This is a genomic window from Aeromicrobium sp. Leaf289, assembly GCF_001423335.1.
Classification (GTDB): Bacteria; Actinomycetota; Actinomycetes; order Propionibacteriales; family Nocardioidaceae; genus Aeromicrobium.
On record NZ_LMNK01000002.1, the window covers coordinates 594,016 to 612,487 of the forward strand.

Consider the following 18,472-nt stretch of genomic DNA (forward strand, 5'->3'; position numbering starts at 1 on the left):
CGCATGGCCGTCCCGGGGGAACGTGGTCGAGCGCCTGTCGCAGGACCCCTTGACGTGCGAGCGGGCCCTGCGCGGCTTAGGTTCGGGGGATGCAGGATCACCTCGGGGCGTGCGACGTCGTGATCCCGTGCCGTGACGAGGCCGCGGCGCTGCCCCTCGTGCTGCGTGACCTCCCCGCCGGGCTCCGCCCGATCGTGGTCGACAACGGCTCGACCGACGGCACCGCCGACGTGGCTCGCGAGCTCGGCGCGCGCGTCGTGCACGAGCCCCGACCCGGGTACGGGGCCGCTGTCCACGCGGGCATCGAGGCCGCCACCGCCGAGTACGTCGGCGTGATCGACGGCGACGACTCCATGCGGCTCGTCGACCTGCTCCCCATGCTCGACGCCGTGCGTGACGGCGGCGTGACGATGGCGGTGGGCCGACGTCGGCCCGTCGCCCGCGGCGTGTGGCCGTGGCACGCCCGTGCCGGCACGCTGGCCCTGGCCACGTGGATCCGCCGATCCAGTGGCTTCGGCATCCACGACCTCGCGCCCATGCGGGTGTGCCGCCGCCAGGACCTGCTCGACCTCGACGTCCGCGACCGACGCTTCGGGTACCCGCTCGAGCTGATGGTCAAGGCCTCGCGCGCCGGCTGGACCGTCCGTGAGCTCGACATCGACTACCGCCCGCGCGCCGCCGGGACCCGCTCGAAGGTCTCGGGCTCCGTCAAGGGCACCGCGCGCGTCGTGCAGGACTTCGCGAAGGTGCTGCGATGAACAGCGGAACGATCGTCCCCGTGCTGCTCGTCGTGGCCAAGGCGCCCGTTCCGGGTCTGGCCAAGACGCGGCTCGGTCGCGTGGCCGGCCCGCAGCGGGCCGCCGACGTGGCCGCCGCCGCCCTGCTCGACACCCTCGACGCCGTCTCGTCCGCCCACGACGTGACCGGCTGGCCGGTCGTGGTCGCGCTGACCGGTGACCTCGAGCAGGCCGCACGGTCGCGTGCCGTCCAGGACGCACTGGCCCGGGTGACCGTGGTGCCCCAGCGCGGCGACGACTTCGGTGCCCGCCTGGCGCACGCCCACGTCGACGCCGGCGGCGTGCTGTCGGCGTCCGGTCCCGCGTGGGGCACCGTGCAGATCGGCATGGACACCCCCCAGGTCACCTCCGACGACCTGGTCACAGCGGGCGAGCTCCTCCGCGACGGCACGCAGGTGCTGGGCCCGGCCGAGGACGGTGGCTGGTGGCTCCTCGGGCTGCCTGATCCCACGCACGCCGACGCGCTGCGTGCGGTGCCGATGTCGCGCGGCGACACGGGCACCCGGACGGTCGAGGCGCTGGGCGGCGACGTGCACCTGCTCCGCCCCCTGCTCGACGTCGACGAGTGGCCCGACGCCCAGCGCGTCGCCGCCGACGTGCCCGGCTCGCGGTTCGCCGCGGCCGTCGCCCGATGCGCGGAGGCGGTGGCATGACGCTCGACGACTCGCTGTTCGACCCGGTCTTCACGTCCGGTGACTCGCACTTCGTCGACGACCACGGCGCCGAGGAGCGTCTGGCGGTCCACCGCTGGGCCGCCGACGCCGACGCTGCCGACCTGACGCTGTTCGTGGACCCGTGCGTCGGACCCACGCTCGACCTGGGCTGCGGTCCGGGTCGGCTCGTGCAGGCGTTGCTGGCGCGGGGCCTCGACGCGCTCGGGGTCGACAGCTCGCGCTCGGCGATCGGGCTGGCCCGCGCCCGGGGCTCCCTCGTGCTGCGGCGCGACCTGTTCGAGCGGCTGCCCGGGGAGGGCGGCTGGCAGCACGCGCTGCTGGCCGACGGCAACATCGGCATCGGCGGCCGTCCCGACCGTCTGCTGCGCCGCGTCGGAGAGCTCGTCGTGCCGGGCGGCACCGTGCTGGTCGAGGTCGAGGAGCACGGGGCGATCCTGCAGGAGTCGCGCCGCCTGCGCGTCGACGGCACCCTCGGAGAGCCGTTCCCGTGGGCCGTGGTCGGTCTGGACGCCGTCCCCTGGCTCGCCCAGCGGGCGCACCTGCAGCACACCCGCACGCTGTCTGCCGACGGCCGCTGGGTCGCCGAGCTCCAACGACCCCTCGCGTCCTGACGACGCCGCTCGTCGCCCCGCCCCGTCCGGGACCGGGCGCCTTGGTCGCTCGCGCTCCCGCGATGGGTTACGTTGCTGCCGTGCTGCTGAGCGACCGCGACATCCTGGCCGAGATCGATGCGGGACGCGTGGGTCTGGACCCGCTCGAGCGCTCGATGATCCAGCCGTCGAGCATCGACGTGCGGCTCGACAAGTTCTTCCGGGTGTTCGACAACCACAAGTACCCGCACATCGACCCGGCAGCCGACCAGTCCGACCTCACGCGCCCCGTCGAGGTCGAGGGCGACGAGACGTTCGTGCTGCACCCGGGCGAGTTCGTCCTCGGGTCCACCTACGAGCTCGTGACGCTGCCCGACGACGTCGCGGCCCGCCTCGAGGGCAAGTCGTCGCTCGGTCGGCTCGGCCTGCTGACCCACTCCACGGCGGGCTTCATCGACCCCGGCTTCTCGGGCCACGTGACGCTCGAGCTGGCCAACGTCGCCACGCTGCCGATCAAGCTCTACCCGGGCATGAAGATCGGCCAGCTCTGCTTCTTCCGGCTGTCCTCAGCGGCCGAGAACCCGTACGGATCGGCCAAGTACGGGTCCCGCTACCAGGGGCAGCGCGGACCGACGGCGTCGCGGTCCCACGCCAACTTCCACCAGACACGCATCTAGAGCCGAGGGCGATCCCCCATGTCCCTACCCCTCTCGATCAGCACCGAGGTCTCCGAGGCACTGTCGGCCGGGCGTCCGGTCGTGGCCCTGGAGTCGACGATCATCTCCCACGGCCTGCCCCGCCCCGACAACCTCGTGGCCGCGCGGCACTTCGAGCAGATGCTGCGCGATCGCGGCGTGGTCCCGGCCACGATCGCGGTGCTCGACGGCCAGCTGAAGGCCGGGCTGACCGACGCCGAGCTGGAGCGGGTCGCGTCCGAGGACGTCGCCAAGCTGAGCATGCGCGACCTGCCCGTGGTGCTGGCTCGCGGTGGCAGCGGTGCCACGACGGTGGCGGCCACGTCGTTCATCGCCGACCACGCGGGCATCCGGGTCTTCGCCACCGGCGGCCTGGGAGGGGTGCACCGAGGAGCGGGCAGCACCTTCGACGAGTCCAACGACCTGAAGGCGCTCTCGGAGGTGCCGATCACGGTCGTCTCCGCGGGCGTGAAGTCGGTCCTCGACATCGGCGCGACGCTGGAGCGCATGGAGTCCCTCGGCATCACGGTGCTCGGCTACGGCACGCAGGAGTTCCCGAGCTTCTGGCTGCGGTCGTCCGGCGAGCCGCTGGACTGGACGGTGCCCGACGGCGGCGCCGTCGCCGCGGTCATGGAGTCGCGCGAGCAGCTGGAGCTGTGCAGCGCGATCGTCGTGGCCAACCCGCTCCCCGTCGATGAGCAGCTCGACCCCGACCTGCACGACCGGGTGCTCGCCGAGGCGTTGCGCCGCTGCGAGGAGAAGGGCATCGAGGGCAAGGAGGTCACCCCCTTCCTGCTCTCGACCATCGTCGAGCTCACCGACGGGGAGAGCCTGTCCGTGAACCTGCGGATCGTCGAGAACAACATCAGGGTGGCGGCCGACATCGCGTCGGCCTGGGCCGCGCTGTAGCCGATGACGATCCTGGTCGTCGGCGACGTGGTCGACGACATCAGCGTGCAGCCGCTCGCCGAGGTCACCCCGGCGAGCGACACGCCGGCGACCATCCGGATGGCACCCGGTGGCTCGGCGGCCAACGTGGCGGCGTGGTTGGGCAGCCTCGGCGTCCCGACCCGGTTCGTGGGCCGGGTCGGCGCCGACGCGGTCGAGCGCCACGCGGCGGCCCTGCAGGCGCACGGCGTGGACGTCCGCCTGGCGGCCGACCCCGAGCTGCCGACCGCCACCATCCTGCTGCAGCTCGACGAGGTCGGGGAGCGGACGATGTTCGTCGACAGGGGTGCGAACACGCGGCTGGGGGCGGCCGACGTCCCGCCCGAGGCCTGGGACGGCGTGACCTGGCTGCACCTCACCGGCTACTCGTTCTTCGACGAGGGCACCCGGTCGATGGCCCTCGGGCTCGTGGCGCAGGCGAGGGCACGAGGCGCCGGGGTCAGCATCGACCCCAGCACGGTGTCGTTCCTGCGGGCGTGCGGCGGGGCGACGTTCCTCGACTGGGTCGACGGCGCCGACCTCGCGTTCCCCAACATCGACGAGGCGCGCGTCCTCGTCGACGCGCGCGGGCCGCAGATCGACCTCGACGCCCTGGCGGGTCGCTTCGGGGCGGTGGTGGTGACGCTCGGCTCGATGGGCGCGGCCTTCATCGGCTCCGTCGACGGTGCACCCGTGCGCGAGCAGCTGACCGCGCCCCGCACGTCGGTCGTGGACACGACGGGAGCCGGCGACGCCTTCGCGGCCGGGTTCCTGTCGGTGTGGGTGCGTCGGCACGACCCCGTGCCGGCCCTGGAGGCCGGCCGGTCGGCCGCGGAGCGGTGCATCGCCGCGCTCGGCGCGCGACCCCCGCGGTGAGCATCCGGCGCGAACTTGCCCGGAAGTTGCGGAATCAGTAGTCCTATCGGGCCATTTATTGCGGTTCCGTGACAGTTCTTCGAGAATCGCTGGCCAGAACGCGGGTGGTTGAGGTTTCATCGATCCGTGGGACCGCCCAGGGATCGGCCTCACGAGGGAGGGGATCATGTCGCTCGCGCTGCCGGCTCGACGCCGCCACGTCCGGGGACCGCGCTCGGCGCCGGTTCGGCGGCGGGTGATCGTCGAGGGGACCGAGCACGTGGCCGCCACCGGTCACCGCGTGTACGTGGTGGCCTACTACCGCTCGCCCGAGGACGCCCGCGACTTCCGGGGCGGCGTCGTCACCACGTACGCCGACCACGACGCTGCTCCGGACCGGGTGACCGTGGCGGCGCCGGGGCCCGGTGACTGGTTCGTCAGCATCCTCGAGCGTTCCCCCGGGGCCTCCGGCTACACCTTCGTCGCCGGCGCCGACGGCGTGCCGCTGGTCCCGCGCTGAGCGTCGCTCGCCACCACTCGCCCTGACTCGTGGGCCATGCGGTGTCATCCTGTCCGGGTGACAGGACAGGGCGTCTCGTGGCGGCGCGACCCGCGCTCGCGTGCCGTCCTCGCGGTGAGCGTGCTGGTGGGAATGCTCGGCGTGCTCATGGCGTGGATCGTGATCGCCCCGGAGTCCACCGGCACGGTCTTCCCCGACCGGGGTTCCGCCACGTCCGGCCAGACCCGCGCGGCTCCCGGGGGCGGGTCGTACGCGTTCCTGCAGACGCAGGCCGACGGTGAGACGCCGGTGGCCTACGACCCGTGCACGCCCGTGCGGATCGTCGTCAACGAGCGACGCGCCCCCGACGACGCCGACGCGGTGCTCCGGAGAGCCGTGGCGGAGGTGGAGGACGCCAGCGGGCTCGACCTGCGGGTCGTCGGCACGACCACCGACGCGCCGCTCGCGCATGAGGACGACCCCGAGGACGGGGAGGGTTGGCGTCCGGTGCAGATCAGCTGGACCGACGCCGACGAGGTCGCCGAGCTGGAGGGTCGCGTGGGTGGTCTCGGCGGCAGCACCTGGGTCGAGCGCGACGACCGCCGCACCTACGTGACCGGCGAGATCATGCTCGACGCCCCCGACCTGGTGCGCCGCGGGAACGGTGGCGACGTCGCGACCGGGGTGCTCATGCACGAGCTGGCCCACGTGCTCGGCCTCGACCACGTCGACGACCTCGGAGAGCTCATGCACCCGAGCAGCCCGCGGGACGCGTGGGGCCCGGGCGACCGGGTGGGACTCGCCGCGCTCGGTGCCGTCGGCTGCGCCTGACCTGCTCAGACGAGCGGCAGCGTGAGCACCTGGTTCGCCGATCCGGTCGTGATCGTCACCGGCGCCGAGACGAGGCCGCCGCGGTAGTTGACCGAACCGCCGGCGACCACGAGGCGCAGGGCGTGACCCTTCTCGAAGCGGTGCGCGATGCCGGGGAGGGTCACGGTGAACGGCTGCCCGGCGTCGGGCACCCGCACCGGCGCGACGAGGTCGCGCACGACGGTGCCCTTGCCGTCGGGGCCCACGTCGAGGACCTTCACGAAGACCACGACCTTGCCGGCGTCGAGGGCCTGTGTGAGAGCCGCGGTGGGTGCGGTGACGGACAGGTCGAGCGTGGGGGAGCCCACGACCGTCAGCGGTGCCGTGAGGGCGGGGGTGGTCCAGCTCGCGGACGTCCCGGGCAGGTCCAGCTCCGGCAGCGCGATCGGCACCTGCGAGCCGACGACGTCGATCGTGCCGAGGGAGGTGGGTGCGCCGGCGGGTCCCGTGAGCAGGGTCTGCGACCCCTTCGCCACGGCACCCTTCGAGCGCGTGAGTGCCGTGCCGGAGAGGTAGAACGGCGTGCGTGAGCCGATGGGGAACGTCGAGCTCGTCGCGTACGCCGGACGGGCGTTGCCGGTGTAGGGGACCCAGTCGCGGAAGTAGGAGAACAGCGGCCCGGTGTCGGTCTTCTGCCCCTTGAGGTAGTGGTCGAACCAGGCGCTGAGGCGCGCGGTGAGGTGCTGGCCGGAGATGCTCGGGGCGTCGAAGTCGATCTCGCCCGGCGCGTTGGGGCCGGAGTGGCCGCCGTTGATCCACACGAGCTTGGTGGGCACCTTCTGCTTCCGGAGCGCCTGGAAGGTGGCGGTGCCCTCGTTGAGGTTGAACAGCGTGTCCGACTGACCCTGCAGCAGGAGGGTGGGGATGCGCACCTGCTTCACGTAGCTGGCCACGGAGCGCCTGCGCAGCTCCTGCACGGTGCCCTGGTCGAGCGTCCCGGTGACGCCGGCGGTGACCACGGCCGGGCACACGAACGCCACGAAGTTCGGGCAGCCCGCGATGCGAGAGGGGTCCTGCGGCGCTCCGGTGAAGCCGTCGAGAGCGCCCTTGCCGACGAAGCCGAGCGCCCAGACGAGCTTGGCGGCACCGGGGGTGGCCGAGCTGACCCCGGTCTGGGAGGTGTTGTTGGGCGAGAGGGAGTAGCTGAGGTCGTTCCACGTGGCGCCGGGGACGATCGTGTCGAGGCGCGGGTCGATGGCGGCGGTGGCGAACTGGATGCCACCGCCGTAGGAGATGCCGACCATGCCCACGCGTGGGTCGTTCCGCGAGACCGTCCCGAGCTGGTTCCTCGCGTCGCGCTTCACGACCGTCAGGGCGGGCGCCTTCTTCGTGAGGCCGGCGTCGAGGTAGGCCGTGCCGGTGGCGCCGCCGAGGTAGCCGATGATCTGGCTGGCGGCCTTGCCGTCGACCGCGGGGTCGTCGAGGGAGATCGGGCAGCCCGAGCCGCCGAAGCCGAGCCCGGAGTAGCTGATGACGGCGTAGCCGCGGGAGGCGAAGAGGCGTCCGAGACCGGCCTGGTCGTCCTTGGAGCCGCCGAAGCCGTTGGTCGTGAGGATGGCCGGCACCGGCTTCCTCGCCGTGGCCGTGCGGGGCAGGTACTGGTCGGCCACGATGGTGCACTTCTGGTCGTTCTTCTCCCCGACGGTCACGCGGAACCACAGCGAGGTGACGGTGTACGGCGCGGCAGCAGCCGTGGCGGTGGGTGCGGCGGCGAGCCCGGCCAGGACGAGGACGGCGGACAGGGCGGTCAGGACGGCTCGACGCACGGTGGCTCCTCGACTGGTACGCGGGTACAGGTTGCAACGAGCAACCGTGAGGTGGGTCACGGGGACGAAGGTCCCGACTCGGGGCTGCCAACGCTGACGCCTGCGGGGGTAGCGTCGACGCATGCTCACGCAGATCGGTGACGGGGTGCACCTGTCCGGCGGCACGGACGTCAACTGGGTGCTGGTGCAGGACGGCGACGCCCTGACGGTCGTCGACACCGGCTACCCCGGGGACGCGGACCGGCTGGACGCCTCGGTGCGGGAGCTCGGTCTCGTGCCCGGCGACGTCTCGGCCGTGCTGGTGACGCACGCGCACGTCGACCACGTCGGCAGCGTGGCGCGCTGGTGGGAGCACCACGGGGTGCCGGTGCTGATGCACGCCGACGAGGTGCCGAACGCGACGGGGGAGCGGGCCGAGTCGGCCACCACCCTCGACGTCGCGCGTCGGGCCTGGCGCCCGCGGACGGCGCTGTGGGCTGCCCGGATCTCCCGGCTGGGCGCGACGTCGCACCAGACCTTCGCCCACGCCCGCGCGTGGACCGACGGTGCGCCGCTCGACGTGCCGGGCGCCCCGGTCCCGGTGCACACGCCGGGCCACACCAGCGGACACGCGGCGTACCTGTTCCCCGCGGCCGGCGTGCTGGTCACCGGCGACGCCCTGGTGACGGGCCACGCGATCTCGCGTCGGCGCGGCCCCCAGCAGCTGCCCGGCTTCTTCACGGCCGACGGCGTGCAGGCGGAGCGCTCGCTGGAGCGGCTGCGCGCCCTCGACGCCGACACCATCGCCCCCGGTCATGGCCCGGCCTGGCGCGGCCCCCTGGGCGACGCCGTCGACCAGGCCCTCTCCCCCCGGCCTTGACTCGTCAGAGGTAGGTGGCGCGCGGAATCGACTCGTCAGAGGTAGGTGGCGCGCGGAATCGACTCGTCAGAGGTAGGTGGCGCGCGGATAGGAGGCGCGTATCCGCGTGGCACCTACCTCGGGGTGCCGGGGTTGCGCGGGCCACCTACCTCCCGCGGCCGGCACCGTGCGACGGCTCCCGTCCGCCTGTCGGGGCGTGGCACGGGGACGAAGACGACGAGAGGGCGCCCGCGTGGTGCGGGCGCCCTCTCGGCTGGGATCGGTCGTGCGTCAGGCCTTGGGCTCGTCCTCGCCCTGGGGCTCCTCGTCCTTGGCCGCGTCGGTGGCCGCGGTCGAGACGTCCGTGCCCGACGGGTTCGCGTCGCTCAGCGGCGCGACGTCGTCGGACTCCGGGTCGGCGTTCGGCGCGTCCTCGACGGCGACGACCTCCGACGGTGCCTCGTCCTTGGCCGCGCCGGTTCCGTCGGTGTCGGCCTTGGCCTCCACGTCGGTGGCGTCGGCCTCCTCCTCGCGCGCGCCGCCGTCGACGGGCTCGTCCTCGGCGGGTGCGGGCTCGTCGGCGGTGGCCGGGCTGGCCTCGTCGTCGCCCCCAGCACCATCGCTCGGGACGGTCTCGACCTCGGGGTCGGTGGTGTCGCCGGGCTCGGGCTCCGGGTCGGGCTCGGGGGCGCCGTCGGACGAGGTGGTGGACTCGGCCTTCGGCTCGTCCCCACCCTCCTCGGCCTTGTCGTCGGTGGCGGGCTTGGCCGGCTGCGGGGGAGCGTCGACCTGGACGGGCTCGTCCTTCTCGGTCTCGGACTCCTCACCGTCGGTGTCGGCCTTGGCCTGGACGTCGCCTGCGGCGTCGGCCTCCTCCTCGCGGGCCCCCTGCTCGACCACACCGCCGTCGACGGGCTCGTCCTCGGCGGGTGCGGGCTCGTCGGCGGTGGCCGGGCTGGCCTCGTCGTCGCCCCCAGCACCATTGCTCGGGACGGTCTCGACCTCGGGGTCGGTGGTGTCGCCGGGCTCGGGCTCCGGGTCGGGCTCGGGGGCACCGTCGGACGAGGTGGTGGACTCGGCCTTCGGCTCGTCCCCACCCTCCTCGGCCTTGCCGTCGGTGGCGGGCTTGGCCGGCTGCGGCGGGGCGTCGACCTGGACGGGCTCGTCCTTCTCGGTCTCGGCCTCGTCACCGTCGGCGCCGGTCTCGTCGGCCTTCGACGTCTCGGCGGCGGGCGCCTCGTCGGGCGTCGCGTCCCCGGACTCGTCGCTCTCGGTAGAGGCCTTGGCGTTGTCCGCCTCGACCTCGTCCGCACCGGGCGCCTGGCCGGCGTTGCCGGAGGTGTCGGCGGCGCGACCCTGCTCGTCGACGTCCATGTTTTGCTTGGCGGCGACCTCGGCGTCCTCCTCGCGCGACGTCGTGGCGGGCTCGTCCTGCGGCTCGTCGTCGGGGACGTCGGTCGCCTCGGGCTCCTCGTGGGCGTCCGCGGCCGGCGCGGCGTCCTCGGTGTCGCTGATCGAGGCGTCGTCGGCCTGGTCGGTCGCGTCGGGCTCGGCGTCCGTGGCCTGGTCGGAGGACCCGGCGGCCGCGGCCGCGGCGGTGGCCGCCTCGGCCTCGTCGACGACGTCGGCGGACTCCTCGGCCGTCGGCTCGGGAGCCCGCTTCACGGCGGCGAGCAGCATCTGCGCGACGTCGAGGACCTCGACCTCCTCGCGGGCCTCGCCGGCCGCCTGCTGGGCGGTCAGGCCGTCCGACAGCATGACGCGGCAGAACGGGCAGCCCACGGCGATCTGGTCGGCACCGGTGGCCACGGCCTCCTGCGTGCGGTTCACGTTGATCCGCGACCCGAGGTTCTCCTCCATCCACATGCGCGCGCCACCGGCGCCGCAGCAGAAGGAGCGCTCGGAGTTGCGCGGCATCTCGGCGAACTTCGCGCCGGGGATGACGCTGAGCAGCTCGCGCGGCGCCTCGTAGACCTGGTTGTGGCGGCCGAGGAAGCAGGGGTCGTGGTAGGTGATCGTCTTCTCGGGCTCGGCCGCGGCGGCACCGGCCTTGCCGGCCACCGGCGTCAGCCTGCCCTCGCGCACGAGGCGGTTGAGCAGCTGCGTGTGGTGCACGACCTCGAGCTCGACGCCGAACTCGGCGTACTCGTTCTTGAGCGAGTTGAAGCAGTGGGCGCAGGTGGAGACGACCTTCTTGGCCTTGGTCTCCTTGAGCACCTCGGCGTTCTCCATGGCCAGCTGCATGAAGACGATCTCGTTGCCGGCTCGACGCGCGGGGTCGCCGGTGCAGGTCTCGCCGTCACCGAGGACGGCGAAGTCGACGCCGGCGGTGTTCAGCAGCTCGGCCACGGCCTGCGTGGTCTTCTTGGCACGGTCCTCGAAGGCGCCGGCGCAGCCGACCCAGAACAGCCACTCGACCTCGTCGAGGCTCTCCACGTCCACACCGACCTGCTTGACCTCGAAGTCGAGGTCCTTGGCCCAGTCCATGCGGTGCTTGGGGTTCATCCCCCACGGGTTCCCCTTGCGCTCCAGGCCCTTGAAGATGTTGTTGAGCTCGGCCGGGAAGTTGGACTCCACGAGCACCTGGAAGCGGCGCATGTCGTCGATGTGGTCGACGTGCTCGATGTCGACGGGGCACTGCTGCACGCAGGCGCCGCAGTTGGTGCACGACCACAGGACGTCGGGGTCGATGACGCCGTACATCTCCTCGTCGCCGATGAGCGGACGCTCGACCTCCTTCTGCTGCTCCTCGGTGCGCTCGTCCTCGGGGATCGCCAGGGCGGGGATCTTGGCGTAGGCGTGCTCGCGCAGGCCCATGACCAGGAGCTTGGGGCTGAGCGGCTTCTCGGTGTTCCAGGCGGGGCACTGGCTCTGGCAGCGACCGCACTCGGTGCAGGTCGTGAAGTCGAGCAGGCCCTTCCAGGAGAAGTCCTCGACCTTGCCGACGCCGAGCTTCTCGAAGTCCTCCTCCTCGAGGTCCTCCATGGCCTCCATGTCGAGGGCCTTGCCGTTGATGCGGATGGGCTCGAGGCCGCCGAGGGCCGTGCCACCGTCGGACTCGCGCTTGAACCAGATGTTCGGCCAGGCGGTGAAGCGGTGCCAGGCGATGCCCATCGTCAGGTTGGTGGAGATGACGAGCAGCCAGATCATCGCCGACGTCACCTTGATCATCGCGATGACGACGATGATGTTCTCGAGGGTGTCGATGTTCTCGGCGCCGGTCGGGTAGAGGTTGCCGAAGAACTGGGCGATCGGGAAGTGGAAGCCGGTGGCGTACTCGGAGTCCTCACCGCCGCGGGCCTGCAGCAGGTTGTACTCGGCGCCGCGGATGAACAGGATCGCGGCGCTCTCGAGGAAGACCATGAACTCGACGAAGTAGGCCTGACCCATCCGCGAGCCGAAGAACCGGCTCTGGCGCTGGAGGCGCTTGGGGTGCTTGACCTGGCGGTAGACCGCCAGCGGGATGATCGCGAGCGCGCCGAGCAGTCCGATGGCCTCGCTGATCCACTCGTAGAGGAAGAAGTGGCCGATGATCGGCCAGACGAACTCCGGGTCGAACAGCTGGAAGAACGCCTGGGCGACGGCCGTCGCGAGCACCAGGAACGCGAGGTAGACGAACCAGTGCAGGGCACCGATCCAGCTCCACTGGAGCATGCGCGTGTGGAGGAACGTCTCCTTGAGCATGTTCACCGTGCGCGCGGCGGGGTCGTCCGTGCGGCCGGGTGCCGGGCCACCGGCACGGATGACGGCGGTCATCCGGCGCACGGCGACGACCGTGACGGGGATCGTGATGGCCGTGACGGCCAACGAGACGATGATCGCGACGAGCTGCATGGAGCCTCAATCCTTGGGGCGACGACCGTGACAGTTGGGCTGACAGTAGCCCCTCGCGAGCGGGTCCGCGGGGTAAGGCCACCCAAAGGTCGTGCAGGTCAGCGGTCGGTTACCGGTGGGTAGGTAAAGGCTATCCCGGGCGGCGCCGCCTTGTCCTGTCGGCGTGGTGTGAGTCGTTCGTCATCGATCGCGCGGGACGAGCGGGATCGCGACGAGCGGGAAGAGGGCCACGAGCGCGAACGCCCACCCGTAGCCCAGCCCGGCCACGGTGAGCCCGACGACCGGCGGGACGGCCGCGCTCACCAGGTACTGGCCGGTGTTCTGGACGCCCAGCGCCTTGCCCGACCACCACGGCCCGGCCCGCTCGGCCACGGCGGTGAAGGCCAGGCCGTTGTCGGCGACGGTCACGACCGTGGCCACGACGATGAGAACCACGGCCAGGGGCGTCGGCTCGAGCACGCCGAGCGCCAGCATCGTCAGCGCCGCCCCGACCGCGACGATCCGCATGGGTCCCATGCGACTGCCCACCCGGTCGGACCACCAGCCCACCCCGATGCGGCCGGCAGAGCCGAGCAGCTGGGTGGACGCCACGAGCACACCGGCTGCGCCGGCGGCCCAGCCGCGCTCGTCGATGAGCCAGACGAGCATGTAGGTCCACACGGTGAACTGCGGGACGACCAGCAGGGCCGACGCGGCGTGGATGCGCACGAGCGTGACGTCGCCCCGGTAGGGGCTGCCCGTCTCGCCTGCGTCGTCGGCGTCGGCGCGGGACCGTCGTGGTGGATCGACCACCAGCAGGGCGCAGGCCACGAGGACCACCGCGTTGAGAGCGGCGATGCACAGCAGCGTCGTGCGCAGGTCGGTGGCCTGCACCGTCGTCGGAACGAAGACCGCCGCGGCCCCGACCCCGAGCGGGAGCGCGGTCTGGCGCACCCCCATGGCGGTGCCGCGGCGCTCGGCCGGGAACCAGCCCACCACGAGTCGACCGCTGGCGGCGTTGGAGCTGGCCACGCCCACGCCGGCGACGAACCAGCACGCCGCCAGGGCGGGGTAGCCGTCCACGAACGCGGCGGCGACGGTGCCGCCGGTCGTGACCACCAGACCGAGCGTGAGGGTCAGTCGCTCACCCCACCGGTCGACGACGACGCCCCACGCCACGAGCGAGACGGTGGTGCCGAGCAGCGAGGCGGACGCCAGCGCGCCGGCCTGCGGGAGGGGGAGTCCCCGCTCGAGGTGCAGGTAGGGGATGAGGAAGACGGCGGCGTTCGCGGCCACCGTCCCCGACGCCTGCGCGAGCATGCCGACCGCGAGCATCAACCAGCGGTTCGGGGTGGTCACCGGACCATGGTCCGCCCGCGCCGACCGGTGCCGGCAGGGGGGTCAGGCCAGGGCGCCGACGTGGGCGAGGGCCTGCCGGACGAGCATCCCGCGCCCGCCCTCCATCTCGTCGAGGACGGCCGGGTCGAGGGCCTGCTCGGGCGTCATCCAGCTGAGCTCGAGGGCGTCCTGGCGCGGGTTGCACTCACCCGTGACCGGCACGACGTACACGAGCGCCACCGCGTGCTGGCGGGGGTCGTGCAGGGGCGTGACACCCGGCAGCGGGAAGTACTCGGCCACCGTGAACGGCACGATCGACGCCGACAGCTGCGGGAAGGCGGTGGGGCCGAGGTCCTTCTCGAGGTTGCGCAGCAGCGCGTCGCGCACCGACTCGCCGTGGGTGACGCGTCCGGAGACGAAGGTGCGCGTCATGGCCCCGGTGGTGGGTGAACCACGCAGCAGCAGACCCAGGTGCTCGACCTGGCCGTGGGCGTCCACCCGGACGGGGATCCCCTCGACGTAGAGGATCGGCACGCGCGAGCGGGTCTCGTCGAGCGCGATCTCGGAGAGCCAGCCGGGATTGGGGTCAGGGGTGCGGACGGACGCCATGGCGTCATCCTCCCCCACGCGTGGGCGTCAGCCGTGCCGCCCCGGCGGGACGGCCCCTCGTCAGGAGCTCGACGCGGTGGTGGAGGCCGCGATGCTGGCCGTCATCGCGGCGGTCATGGCGGCCTGGGCGTCCTGGATCGCCTTGCGGACGCCCTCGCTGGCCCAGTCGCCGTCGGCGACGACCTTGGCCCGCGCCTTCGCGGCCTTCCTCTCCCGCTTCTCCACCACGAGCCCGAGCTGGTCGGCGGCCAGGAGCAGGCCGACGAGCGGACCCGTGACCTGGTCGGCCGGCTGGTCGTGCAGGAGCACCTGCCGCATCGCGCCGACGAGCTGGTCGCGTCGTGCGACGTCGACGAGCTCGTACCGCTCCAGCCGGATGCCCAGCACGCGGCGCTGCTCGTCCCGCACGAGCCCGCCGGCCTCCAGGGACGCGAGCACGGCCTTGCGCTGCTTCTTGCCCAGGCGGGTCACGATCGCCTTCGGCGCCTGGTCGCCCTTCTGCCAGACGCGCTCGAAGGCGGCCTGCAGGTCGGGATCGTCCACGGGCGTGCGGTCGGCGACGGCCACGCGGGCCTTCCGTCCCGTGCCCACGAGCTCGAGGCGACCGAGCAGCACGAGGTCGATGAGTGCCGCGCCACCGAGCGCGGGCTCGGCGGCCATCGACGGCAGCCGCACCTTGCCCGACTCCGGGTCGAGCGCCACGAGCAGGAGGTCGCGAGCCACGGTCATGCCTCGAGCGTAGGCCGACCTGCGACCGACGTCACCCCGCCCTACGGTCGAGGGATGGACCCGTCGGACGACGCCACCACCCCTGACCACACGGCCCTCGACCCGCGGGCCGTGGCGCTGGCGCAGGACCTGCTGGACGACGCCCGCGAGGGTCGCACCGAGCGGTTGGTGCAGCACCTCGACGCGGGCGTCCCGGTCGAGCTCACCGATGCCTCGGGCAACACGCTGCTCATGCTCGCGGCCTACCACGGGCATGCGGTGACGGTGGCCGCGCTCACCGCCCGCGGCGCCGTCGTCGACGCGCTGAACGACCGCGGCCAGAGCCCGCTGGCCGGTGCGGTGTTCAAGGGCGAGGACGCGGTGGTGCGGGTCCTGCTCGAGGCCGGGGCCGACCCGGACGCCGGTCACCCGACGGCCCGCGAGACCGCGGCGATGTTCGGACGCGAGGACCTCCTGGCCTGACCCCGGCTCGCGGCCCGGACGGGCTGGGCGCGGTGGCCCGTGGGCGGCTAGGCTGGCACCACCACGACAGGGGAGCGCCGCCGCAGAGGGCGCTGAGAGTGCGGATCAGCCGCAGACCCTTGAACCTGCTCCGGTTAGCACCGGCGAAGGGAGTCACGATGAGTTCTGCATCCACGCGTACACCGACCGAGGGTCGGGCACGTCTGTCCTATCGCACCATCGACCTCGTCACGATCGCGTCGCTCGGTGTCGCGTTCGGGGTCATCTTCTGGGCCTGGGGGAAGCTCTACGGCCTCCTCGACCTGGCCGCGACGATCGGCTACCCGCCGGCCGGCGCGCTGCTCGGCGGCGGCTGGCTCCTCGCCGGGGTCGTCGGCGGGCTGGTCATCCGCCGGCCGGGTGCCGCGTTCGGCACCGAGGTGGTGGCCGCCGCGATCTCGATGTTCGTGCTCGGCGGCACCGAGTGGGGCTTCACCGTCCTGCTCTCGGGCCTCGTGCAGGGCGCCGGCGCCGAGCTGGGCTTCGCCCTCGGTCGCTACCGCCGGTGGGGTCTCGGCGTGGCCGTCCTCGCGGGCGTGCTGTCGGCCGTGTTCGCCTCCGTCTACGAGTGGAACTTCTACTACGTCGACTGGGGCCTCGCCTACAAGGTCGCCCACCTCGGCTTCTTCGCCGTGTCGGGAGCGGTCGTCGCCGGTCTGCTCGGCTGGATGCTCGTCCGCTCGCTCGCGGGCACCGGGGCGCTCGACTCCTTCGGCGCCGGTCGCGACGTCGCCGGAGAGGGCGTGCAGGCCTGACCGCCCTGACCACCACCCGACCCGTCGAGGTCCGCCTCGACGGGTTCGGGTGGCGGCCGGTGGGTCACGCCCGACCCGTCGTGGCCGACCTCGACCTGCACGTCCCAGCGGGCCAGCGGGTGCTGCTCGCGGGCCCGAGCGGCGCCGGGAAGTCGACCCTCCTGCTGGCGCTTGCCGGTGCGCTGGGCGAGTCCGTGCCCGGGGACCTCTCGGGATCGGTCCGCGCCGAGGGCGTGCGGGGGCTCGTGACGCAGCAGCCCGGCGACGCCGTGGTGTCGGCCCGCGTGGGCCGCGACGTCGCCTTCGGGCCCGAGAACCTCGGTCTCGACCACGACGAGACGTGGCGCCGGGTCGACGCGGCGCTCGACGCGGTCGGACTGGCCTACGGTCGTGAGCACCCCACCGACGCGCTCTCCGGGGGAGAGACCCAACGTCTGGCCCTGGCCGGCGCCCTCGCCCTGCGCCCCGGTCTGCTGCTGCTCGACGAGCCGACCTCGATGCTCGACGAGGTCTCGGCCGCCGAGGTCCGACGGGCGGTCACCGACGCCGTGGCGTCGACGGGTGCGACGCTCGTGGTGGTGGAGCACCGCATCGGGCCCTGGCTCGACCTCGTGGACCGGGTGGTCGTCCTCGGCCGTGACGGTGGCGTGCTCGCCGACACGGATCCGACCACCTTCGTGGCCGCGCACCGTGAGTCCCTCGGCGCGGCCGGGGTCTGGATGCCCGGGCTCGCGACTCCTGTCCCGGTGCTCCCGGACCGGGGGCTGGTGGCGCCGGACGACGACGCGGTGCCGCTCGACGTCGAACGGCTCACGGTCGAGCTGGTGCGTCGCTCCTGGCGCGGCACCACCCGCACCCGCGCCCTCGACGACGTCGGCCTGCGCCTGGTCGACGGCGCCGCGCACGCCGTCGTCGGTCCGTCGGGGGCGGGCAAGTCCACGCTGCTCGCGGCGTGCGCCGGTCTGCAGGCCCCCACCTCGGGAGCGGTCGAGCGCGCGGGGGAGCCACTGCACCGGATGCGGTCGTCGGCACTGGCCGCCGTCTCGGGCTGGGTGCCGCAGGTCCCCGAGCACGGCCTGCTCACCACCACGGTGCGCGAGGAGGTCGCCTTCACGGCGGGTCGTCTCGGCCGATCCGTCGACGTCGACGCCGTGCTGGAGCACCTCGGGCTCGGTGCCCATGCGGACCGGAACCCCTACCGGCTCTCCGGTGGTGAGCAGCGACGGCTCGCCCTCGCCGCCGCGCTGGCGCACCGGCCAGGCTCGGTGCTGCTCGACGAGCCGACCGTCGGCCAGGACCGGCTCACCTGGGCGACCGTGGCCGGCTGGTGGCGTGCCGCCGCGGACGCCGGGGCCGTCGCGGCAGCCGCCAGCCACGACGCCGACCTCGTGGCGCTCGCCGACCGGGTCCACCGGCTCGACGGAGGGCGGCTCGCATGACGACCCGGCACAGCGTTCCCACCGGTCGACGGTCGCTCCTGCTGCACGTGAACCCGCTGGCGCTCGCCGTGGTGGGCGTCGCTGCCGTGCCCGGGTCGCTCGCCGTGCGGACGCTGCCGATCGCCCTGGTGACCGTGGCGGTCTACGCCGTCGTGCTCCTGCTGGTGGTCCCGTCGGTGCGGTACACGCTGCTGTGCCTGGCGCTCGCGGCCTTCGCGGGCCTCACGGTCGCCTACTCCACGTGGCGTCTCGGCGGGCACGACGAGACGCTCGCCCTCACCGCGGGCCTGCGCATCGTGGTGCTCGCCTGGCCGGGCGCCGTGGTGGCGGTGTTCGTCGACCCGGCCCGGCTCGGCGACCACCTGGCGCAGAACCTCCGGCTGCCGGCGCGGCCCGTGGTGGCGGTGACGTCGGCGCTGCAGCAGGCCGCCGGTCTGCTGGTCACCTGGCAGCAGCTCGTGCGAGCGCGCCGGGCCCGGGGCGCGGGGCCGGCCGGTGGCCCGGTCGCCCGCTCCCGGTACGGCGGCGGCCTGGTCTTCGCCCTGCTCGTCTCCTCGTTGCGCGGTGCGTCACGCCAGTCCATCGCCCTGGACGCGCGCGGCTTCGCGTCGGCCCACGGCCGGTCGTGGGCCGAGCCGGCGCCGTGGACCGGGCTCGACGTGGCCGTCGCGGTCGGGGGAGCCCTGCTCGCCGCCGTCCCGGTGGTGCTCCTCGTGGCGGTCTAGCCAGGACCTGGGTCACGCACTAGGGTGCGAACTAAGCAAGCGCTTAGCCCGA

General features: G+C 73.3%; 18 protein-coding genes and 1 riboswitch. Of the genes, 13 read left to right on the top strand and 5 right to left on the bottom strand.

What is annotated here, in order from left to right:
• Positions 1 to 89 precede the first annotated feature (89 nt).
• From ASF37_RS06800 to ASF37_RS06835, 8 genes are all read left to right on the top strand, one after another.
• Positions 90 to 758, top strand: coding sequence for a glycosyltransferase family 2 protein (locus ASF37_RS06800; protein WP_055962721.1), 669 nt, complete (start codon positions 90 to 92; stop codon positions 756 to 758).
• Positions 755 to 1,450 carry a DUF2064 domain-containing protein gene (locus tag ASF37_RS06805; protein ID WP_056579617.1) on the top strand — a complete coding sequence of 232 codons (696 nt, stop codon included), beginning with the start codon at positions 755 to 757 and terminating at the stop codon, positions 1,448 to 1,450. Before ASF37_RS06800 ends, ASF37_RS06805 begins: the two co-directional genes overlap by 4 nt.
• Positions 1,447 to 2,082 (top strand): class I SAM-dependent methyltransferase, encoded by a 636-nt coding sequence (locus tag ASF37_RS06810; RefSeq protein ID WP_055966121.1) that lies wholly within the window; start codon positions 1,447 to 1,449, stop codon positions 2,080 to 2,082. Before ASF37_RS06805 ends, ASF37_RS06810 begins: the two co-directional genes overlap by 4 nt.
• Before the next feature lie 80 nt (positions 2,083 to 2,162).
• Positions 2,163 to 2,738, top strand: a complete 576-nt coding sequence (dcd, locus tag ASF37_RS06815) for a dCTP deaminase (RefSeq protein WP_055962728.1) — start codon at positions 2,163 to 2,165, stop codon at positions 2,736 to 2,738.
• A gap of 18 nt (positions 2,739 to 2,756) precedes the next feature.
• Positions 2,757 to 3,665 (top strand): pseudouridine-5'-phosphate glycosidase, encoded by a 909-nt coding sequence (locus ASF37_RS06820; RefSeq protein WP_055962731.1) that lies wholly within the window; start codon positions 2,757 to 2,759, stop codon positions 3,663 to 3,665.
• 3 nt (positions 3,666 to 3,668) lie between these two features.
• Positions 3,669 to 4,559 (top strand): carbohydrate kinase family protein, encoded by an 891-nt coding sequence (locus tag ASF37_RS06825; RefSeq protein ID WP_055962735.1) that lies wholly within the window; start codon positions 3,669 to 3,671, stop codon positions 4,557 to 4,559.
• A gap of 166 nt (positions 4,560 to 4,725) precedes the next feature.
• Positions 4,726 to 5,058: a hypothetical protein gene (locus tag ASF37_RS06830; protein ID WP_156367939.1), complete on the top strand. Its 333-nt coding sequence runs from the start codon at positions 4,726 to 4,728 to the stop codon at positions 5,056 to 5,058.
• A gap of 57 nt (positions 5,059 to 5,115) precedes the next feature.
• Positions 5,116 to 5,868 (top strand): hypothetical protein, encoded by a 753-nt coding sequence (locus ASF37_RS06835; RefSeq protein WP_055962741.1) that lies wholly within the window; start codon positions 5,116 to 5,118, stop codon positions 5,866 to 5,868.
• A 5-nt stretch (positions 5,869 to 5,873) separates the two neighbouring features.
• Here the strand turns inward: ASF37_RS06835 and ASF37_RS06840 are convergent, their stop codons facing one another.
• Positions 5,874 to 7,673 (bottom strand): CocE/NonD family hydrolase, encoded by a 1,800-nt coding sequence (locus tag ASF37_RS06840; RefSeq protein ID WP_056579619.1) that lies wholly within the window; start codon positions 7,671 to 7,673, stop codon positions 5,874 to 5,876.
• A 121-nt stretch (positions 7,674 to 7,794) separates the two neighbouring features.
• Between ASF37_RS06840 and ASF37_RS06845 the strand changes: the two genes are divergently transcribed.
• Positions 7,795 to 8,532, top strand: a complete 738-nt coding sequence (locus tag ASF37_RS06845; protein ID WP_056579621.1) for an MBL fold metallo-hydrolase — start codon at positions 7,795 to 7,797, stop codon at positions 8,530 to 8,532.
• A gap of 270 nt (positions 8,533 to 8,802) precedes the next feature.
• Here the strand turns inward: ASF37_RS06845 and ASF37_RS06850 are convergent, their stop codons facing one another.
• From ASF37_RS06850 to ASF37_RS06865, 4 genes are all read right to left on the bottom strand, one after another.
• Positions 8,803 to 12,345: a (Fe-S)-binding protein gene (locus ASF37_RS06850; RefSeq protein WP_056579623.1), complete on the bottom strand. Its 3,543-nt coding sequence runs from the start codon at positions 12,343 to 12,345 to the stop codon at positions 8,803 to 8,805.
• A gap of 180 nt (positions 12,346 to 12,525) precedes the next feature.
• On the bottom strand, positions 12,526 to 13,683 hold the full coding sequence (locus tag ASF37_RS06855) for an MFS transporter (protein WP_235497389.1): 1,158 nt from the start codon (positions 13,681 to 13,683) through the stop codon (positions 12,526 to 12,528).
• A 42-nt stretch (positions 13,684 to 13,725) separates the two neighbouring features.
• The gene (locus ASF37_RS06860) at positions 13,726 to 14,271 is read right to left on the bottom strand and encodes an NUDIX hydrolase family protein (protein ID WP_055962753.1); all 546 of its coding nucleotides are present in this window, start codon (positions 14,269 to 14,271) and stop codon (positions 13,726 to 13,728) included.
• Positions 14,272 to 14,331: 60 nt separating this feature from the next.
• A complete protein-coding gene (locus ASF37_RS06865) occupies positions 14,332 to 15,000 on the bottom strand; it encodes a GPP34 family phosphoprotein (protein WP_056579625.1) in 669 nt (222 codons plus the stop codon).
• A 54-nt stretch (positions 15,001 to 15,054) separates the two neighbouring features.
• On the opposite strand from ASF37_RS06865, the gene ASF37_RS06870 reads away from it, so the two are divergent.
• The 4 genes from ASF37_RS06870 (at position 15,055) to ASF37_RS06885 (ending at position 18,420) form a co-directional block, all read left to right on the top strand.
• Complete coding sequence (locus tag ASF37_RS06870) at positions 15,055 to 15,462, top strand: ankyrin repeat domain-containing protein (protein WP_056579627.1); 408 nt, start codon at positions 15,055 to 15,057, stop codon at positions 15,460 to 15,462.
• A 58-nt stretch (positions 15,463 to 15,520) separates the two neighbouring features.
• Positions 15,521 to 15,631: riboswitch (TPP riboswitch) on the top strand.
• On the top strand, positions 15,621 to 16,256 hold the full coding sequence (locus tag ASF37_RS06875; protein WP_056579629.1) for an ECF transporter S component: 636 nt from the start codon (positions 15,621 to 15,623) through the stop codon (positions 16,254 to 16,256). It overlaps the preceding riboswitch by 11 nt.
• A 59-nt stretch (positions 16,257 to 16,315) precedes the next feature.
• Complete coding sequence (locus tag ASF37_RS06880; RefSeq protein WP_235499965.1) at positions 16,316 to 17,695, top strand: ATP-binding cassette domain-containing protein; 1,380 nt, start codon at positions 16,316 to 16,318, stop codon at positions 17,693 to 17,695.
• Positions 17,692 to 18,420 (top strand): energy-coupling factor transporter transmembrane protein EcfT, encoded by a 729-nt coding sequence (locus ASF37_RS06885; RefSeq protein WP_056579631.1) that lies wholly within the window; start codon positions 17,692 to 17,694, stop codon positions 18,418 to 18,420. Before ASF37_RS06880 ends, ASF37_RS06885 begins: the two co-directional genes overlap by 4 nt.
• Positions 18,421 to 18,472: the final 52 nt, after the last annotated feature.

What these genes read in the sequence shown, in the direction of transcription:
- ASF37_RS06850 (WP_056579623.1), bottom strand. Translation starts at nt 12,345, where the DNA reads ATGCAGCTCGTCGCGATCATCGTCTCGTTGGCCGTCACGGCCATCACG.
- ASF37_RS06800 (WP_055962721.1), top strand. Translation starts at nt 90, where the DNA reads ATGCAGGATCACCTCGGGGCGTGCGACGTCGTGATCCCGTGCCGTGAC.
- ASF37_RS06810 (WP_055966121.1), top strand. Translation starts at nt 1,447, where the DNA reads ATGACGCTCGACGACTCGCTGTTCGACCCGGTCTTCACGTCCGGTGAC.
- ASF37_RS06845 (WP_056579621.1), top strand. Translation starts at nt 7,795, where the DNA reads ATGCTCACGCAGATCGGTGACGGGGTGCACCTGTCCGGCGGCACGGAC.
- ASF37_RS06820 (WP_055962731.1), top strand. Translation starts at nt 2,757, where the DNA reads ATGTCCCTACCCCTCTCGATCAGCACCGAGGTCTCCGAGGCACTGTCG.
- ASF37_RS06805 (WP_056579617.1), top strand. Translation starts at nt 755, where the DNA reads ATGAACAGCGGAACGATCGTCCCCGTGCTGCTCGTCGTGGCCAAGGCG.
- ASF37_RS06865 (WP_056579625.1), bottom strand. Translation starts at nt 15,000, where the DNA reads ATGACCGTGGCTCGCGACCTCCTGCTCGTGGCGCTCGACCCGGAGTCG.
- ASF37_RS06830 (WP_156367939.1), top strand. Translation starts at nt 4,726, where the DNA reads ATGTCGCTCGCGCTGCCGGCTCGACGCCGCCACGTCCGGGGACCGCGC.
- ASF37_RS06825 (WP_055962735.1), top strand. Translation starts at nt 3,669, where the DNA reads ATGACGATCCTGGTCGTCGGCGACGTGGTCGACGACATCAGCGTGCAG.
- ASF37_RS06875 (WP_056579629.1), top strand. Translation starts at nt 15,621, where the DNA reads ATGAGTTCTGCATCCACGCGTACACCGACCGAGGGTCGGGCACGTCTG.
- ASF37_RS06870 (WP_056579627.1), top strand. Translation starts at nt 15,055, where the DNA reads ATGGACCCGTCGGACGACGCCACCACCCCTGACCACACGGCCCTCGAC.
- ASF37_RS06860 (WP_055962753.1), bottom strand. Translation starts at nt 14,271, where the DNA reads ATGGCGTCCGTCCGCACCCCTGACCCCAATCCCGGCTGGCTCTCCGAG.
- ASF37_RS06885 (WP_056579631.1), top strand. Translation starts at nt 17,692, where the DNA reads ATGACGACCCGGCACAGCGTTCCCACCGGTCGACGGTCGCTCCTGCTG.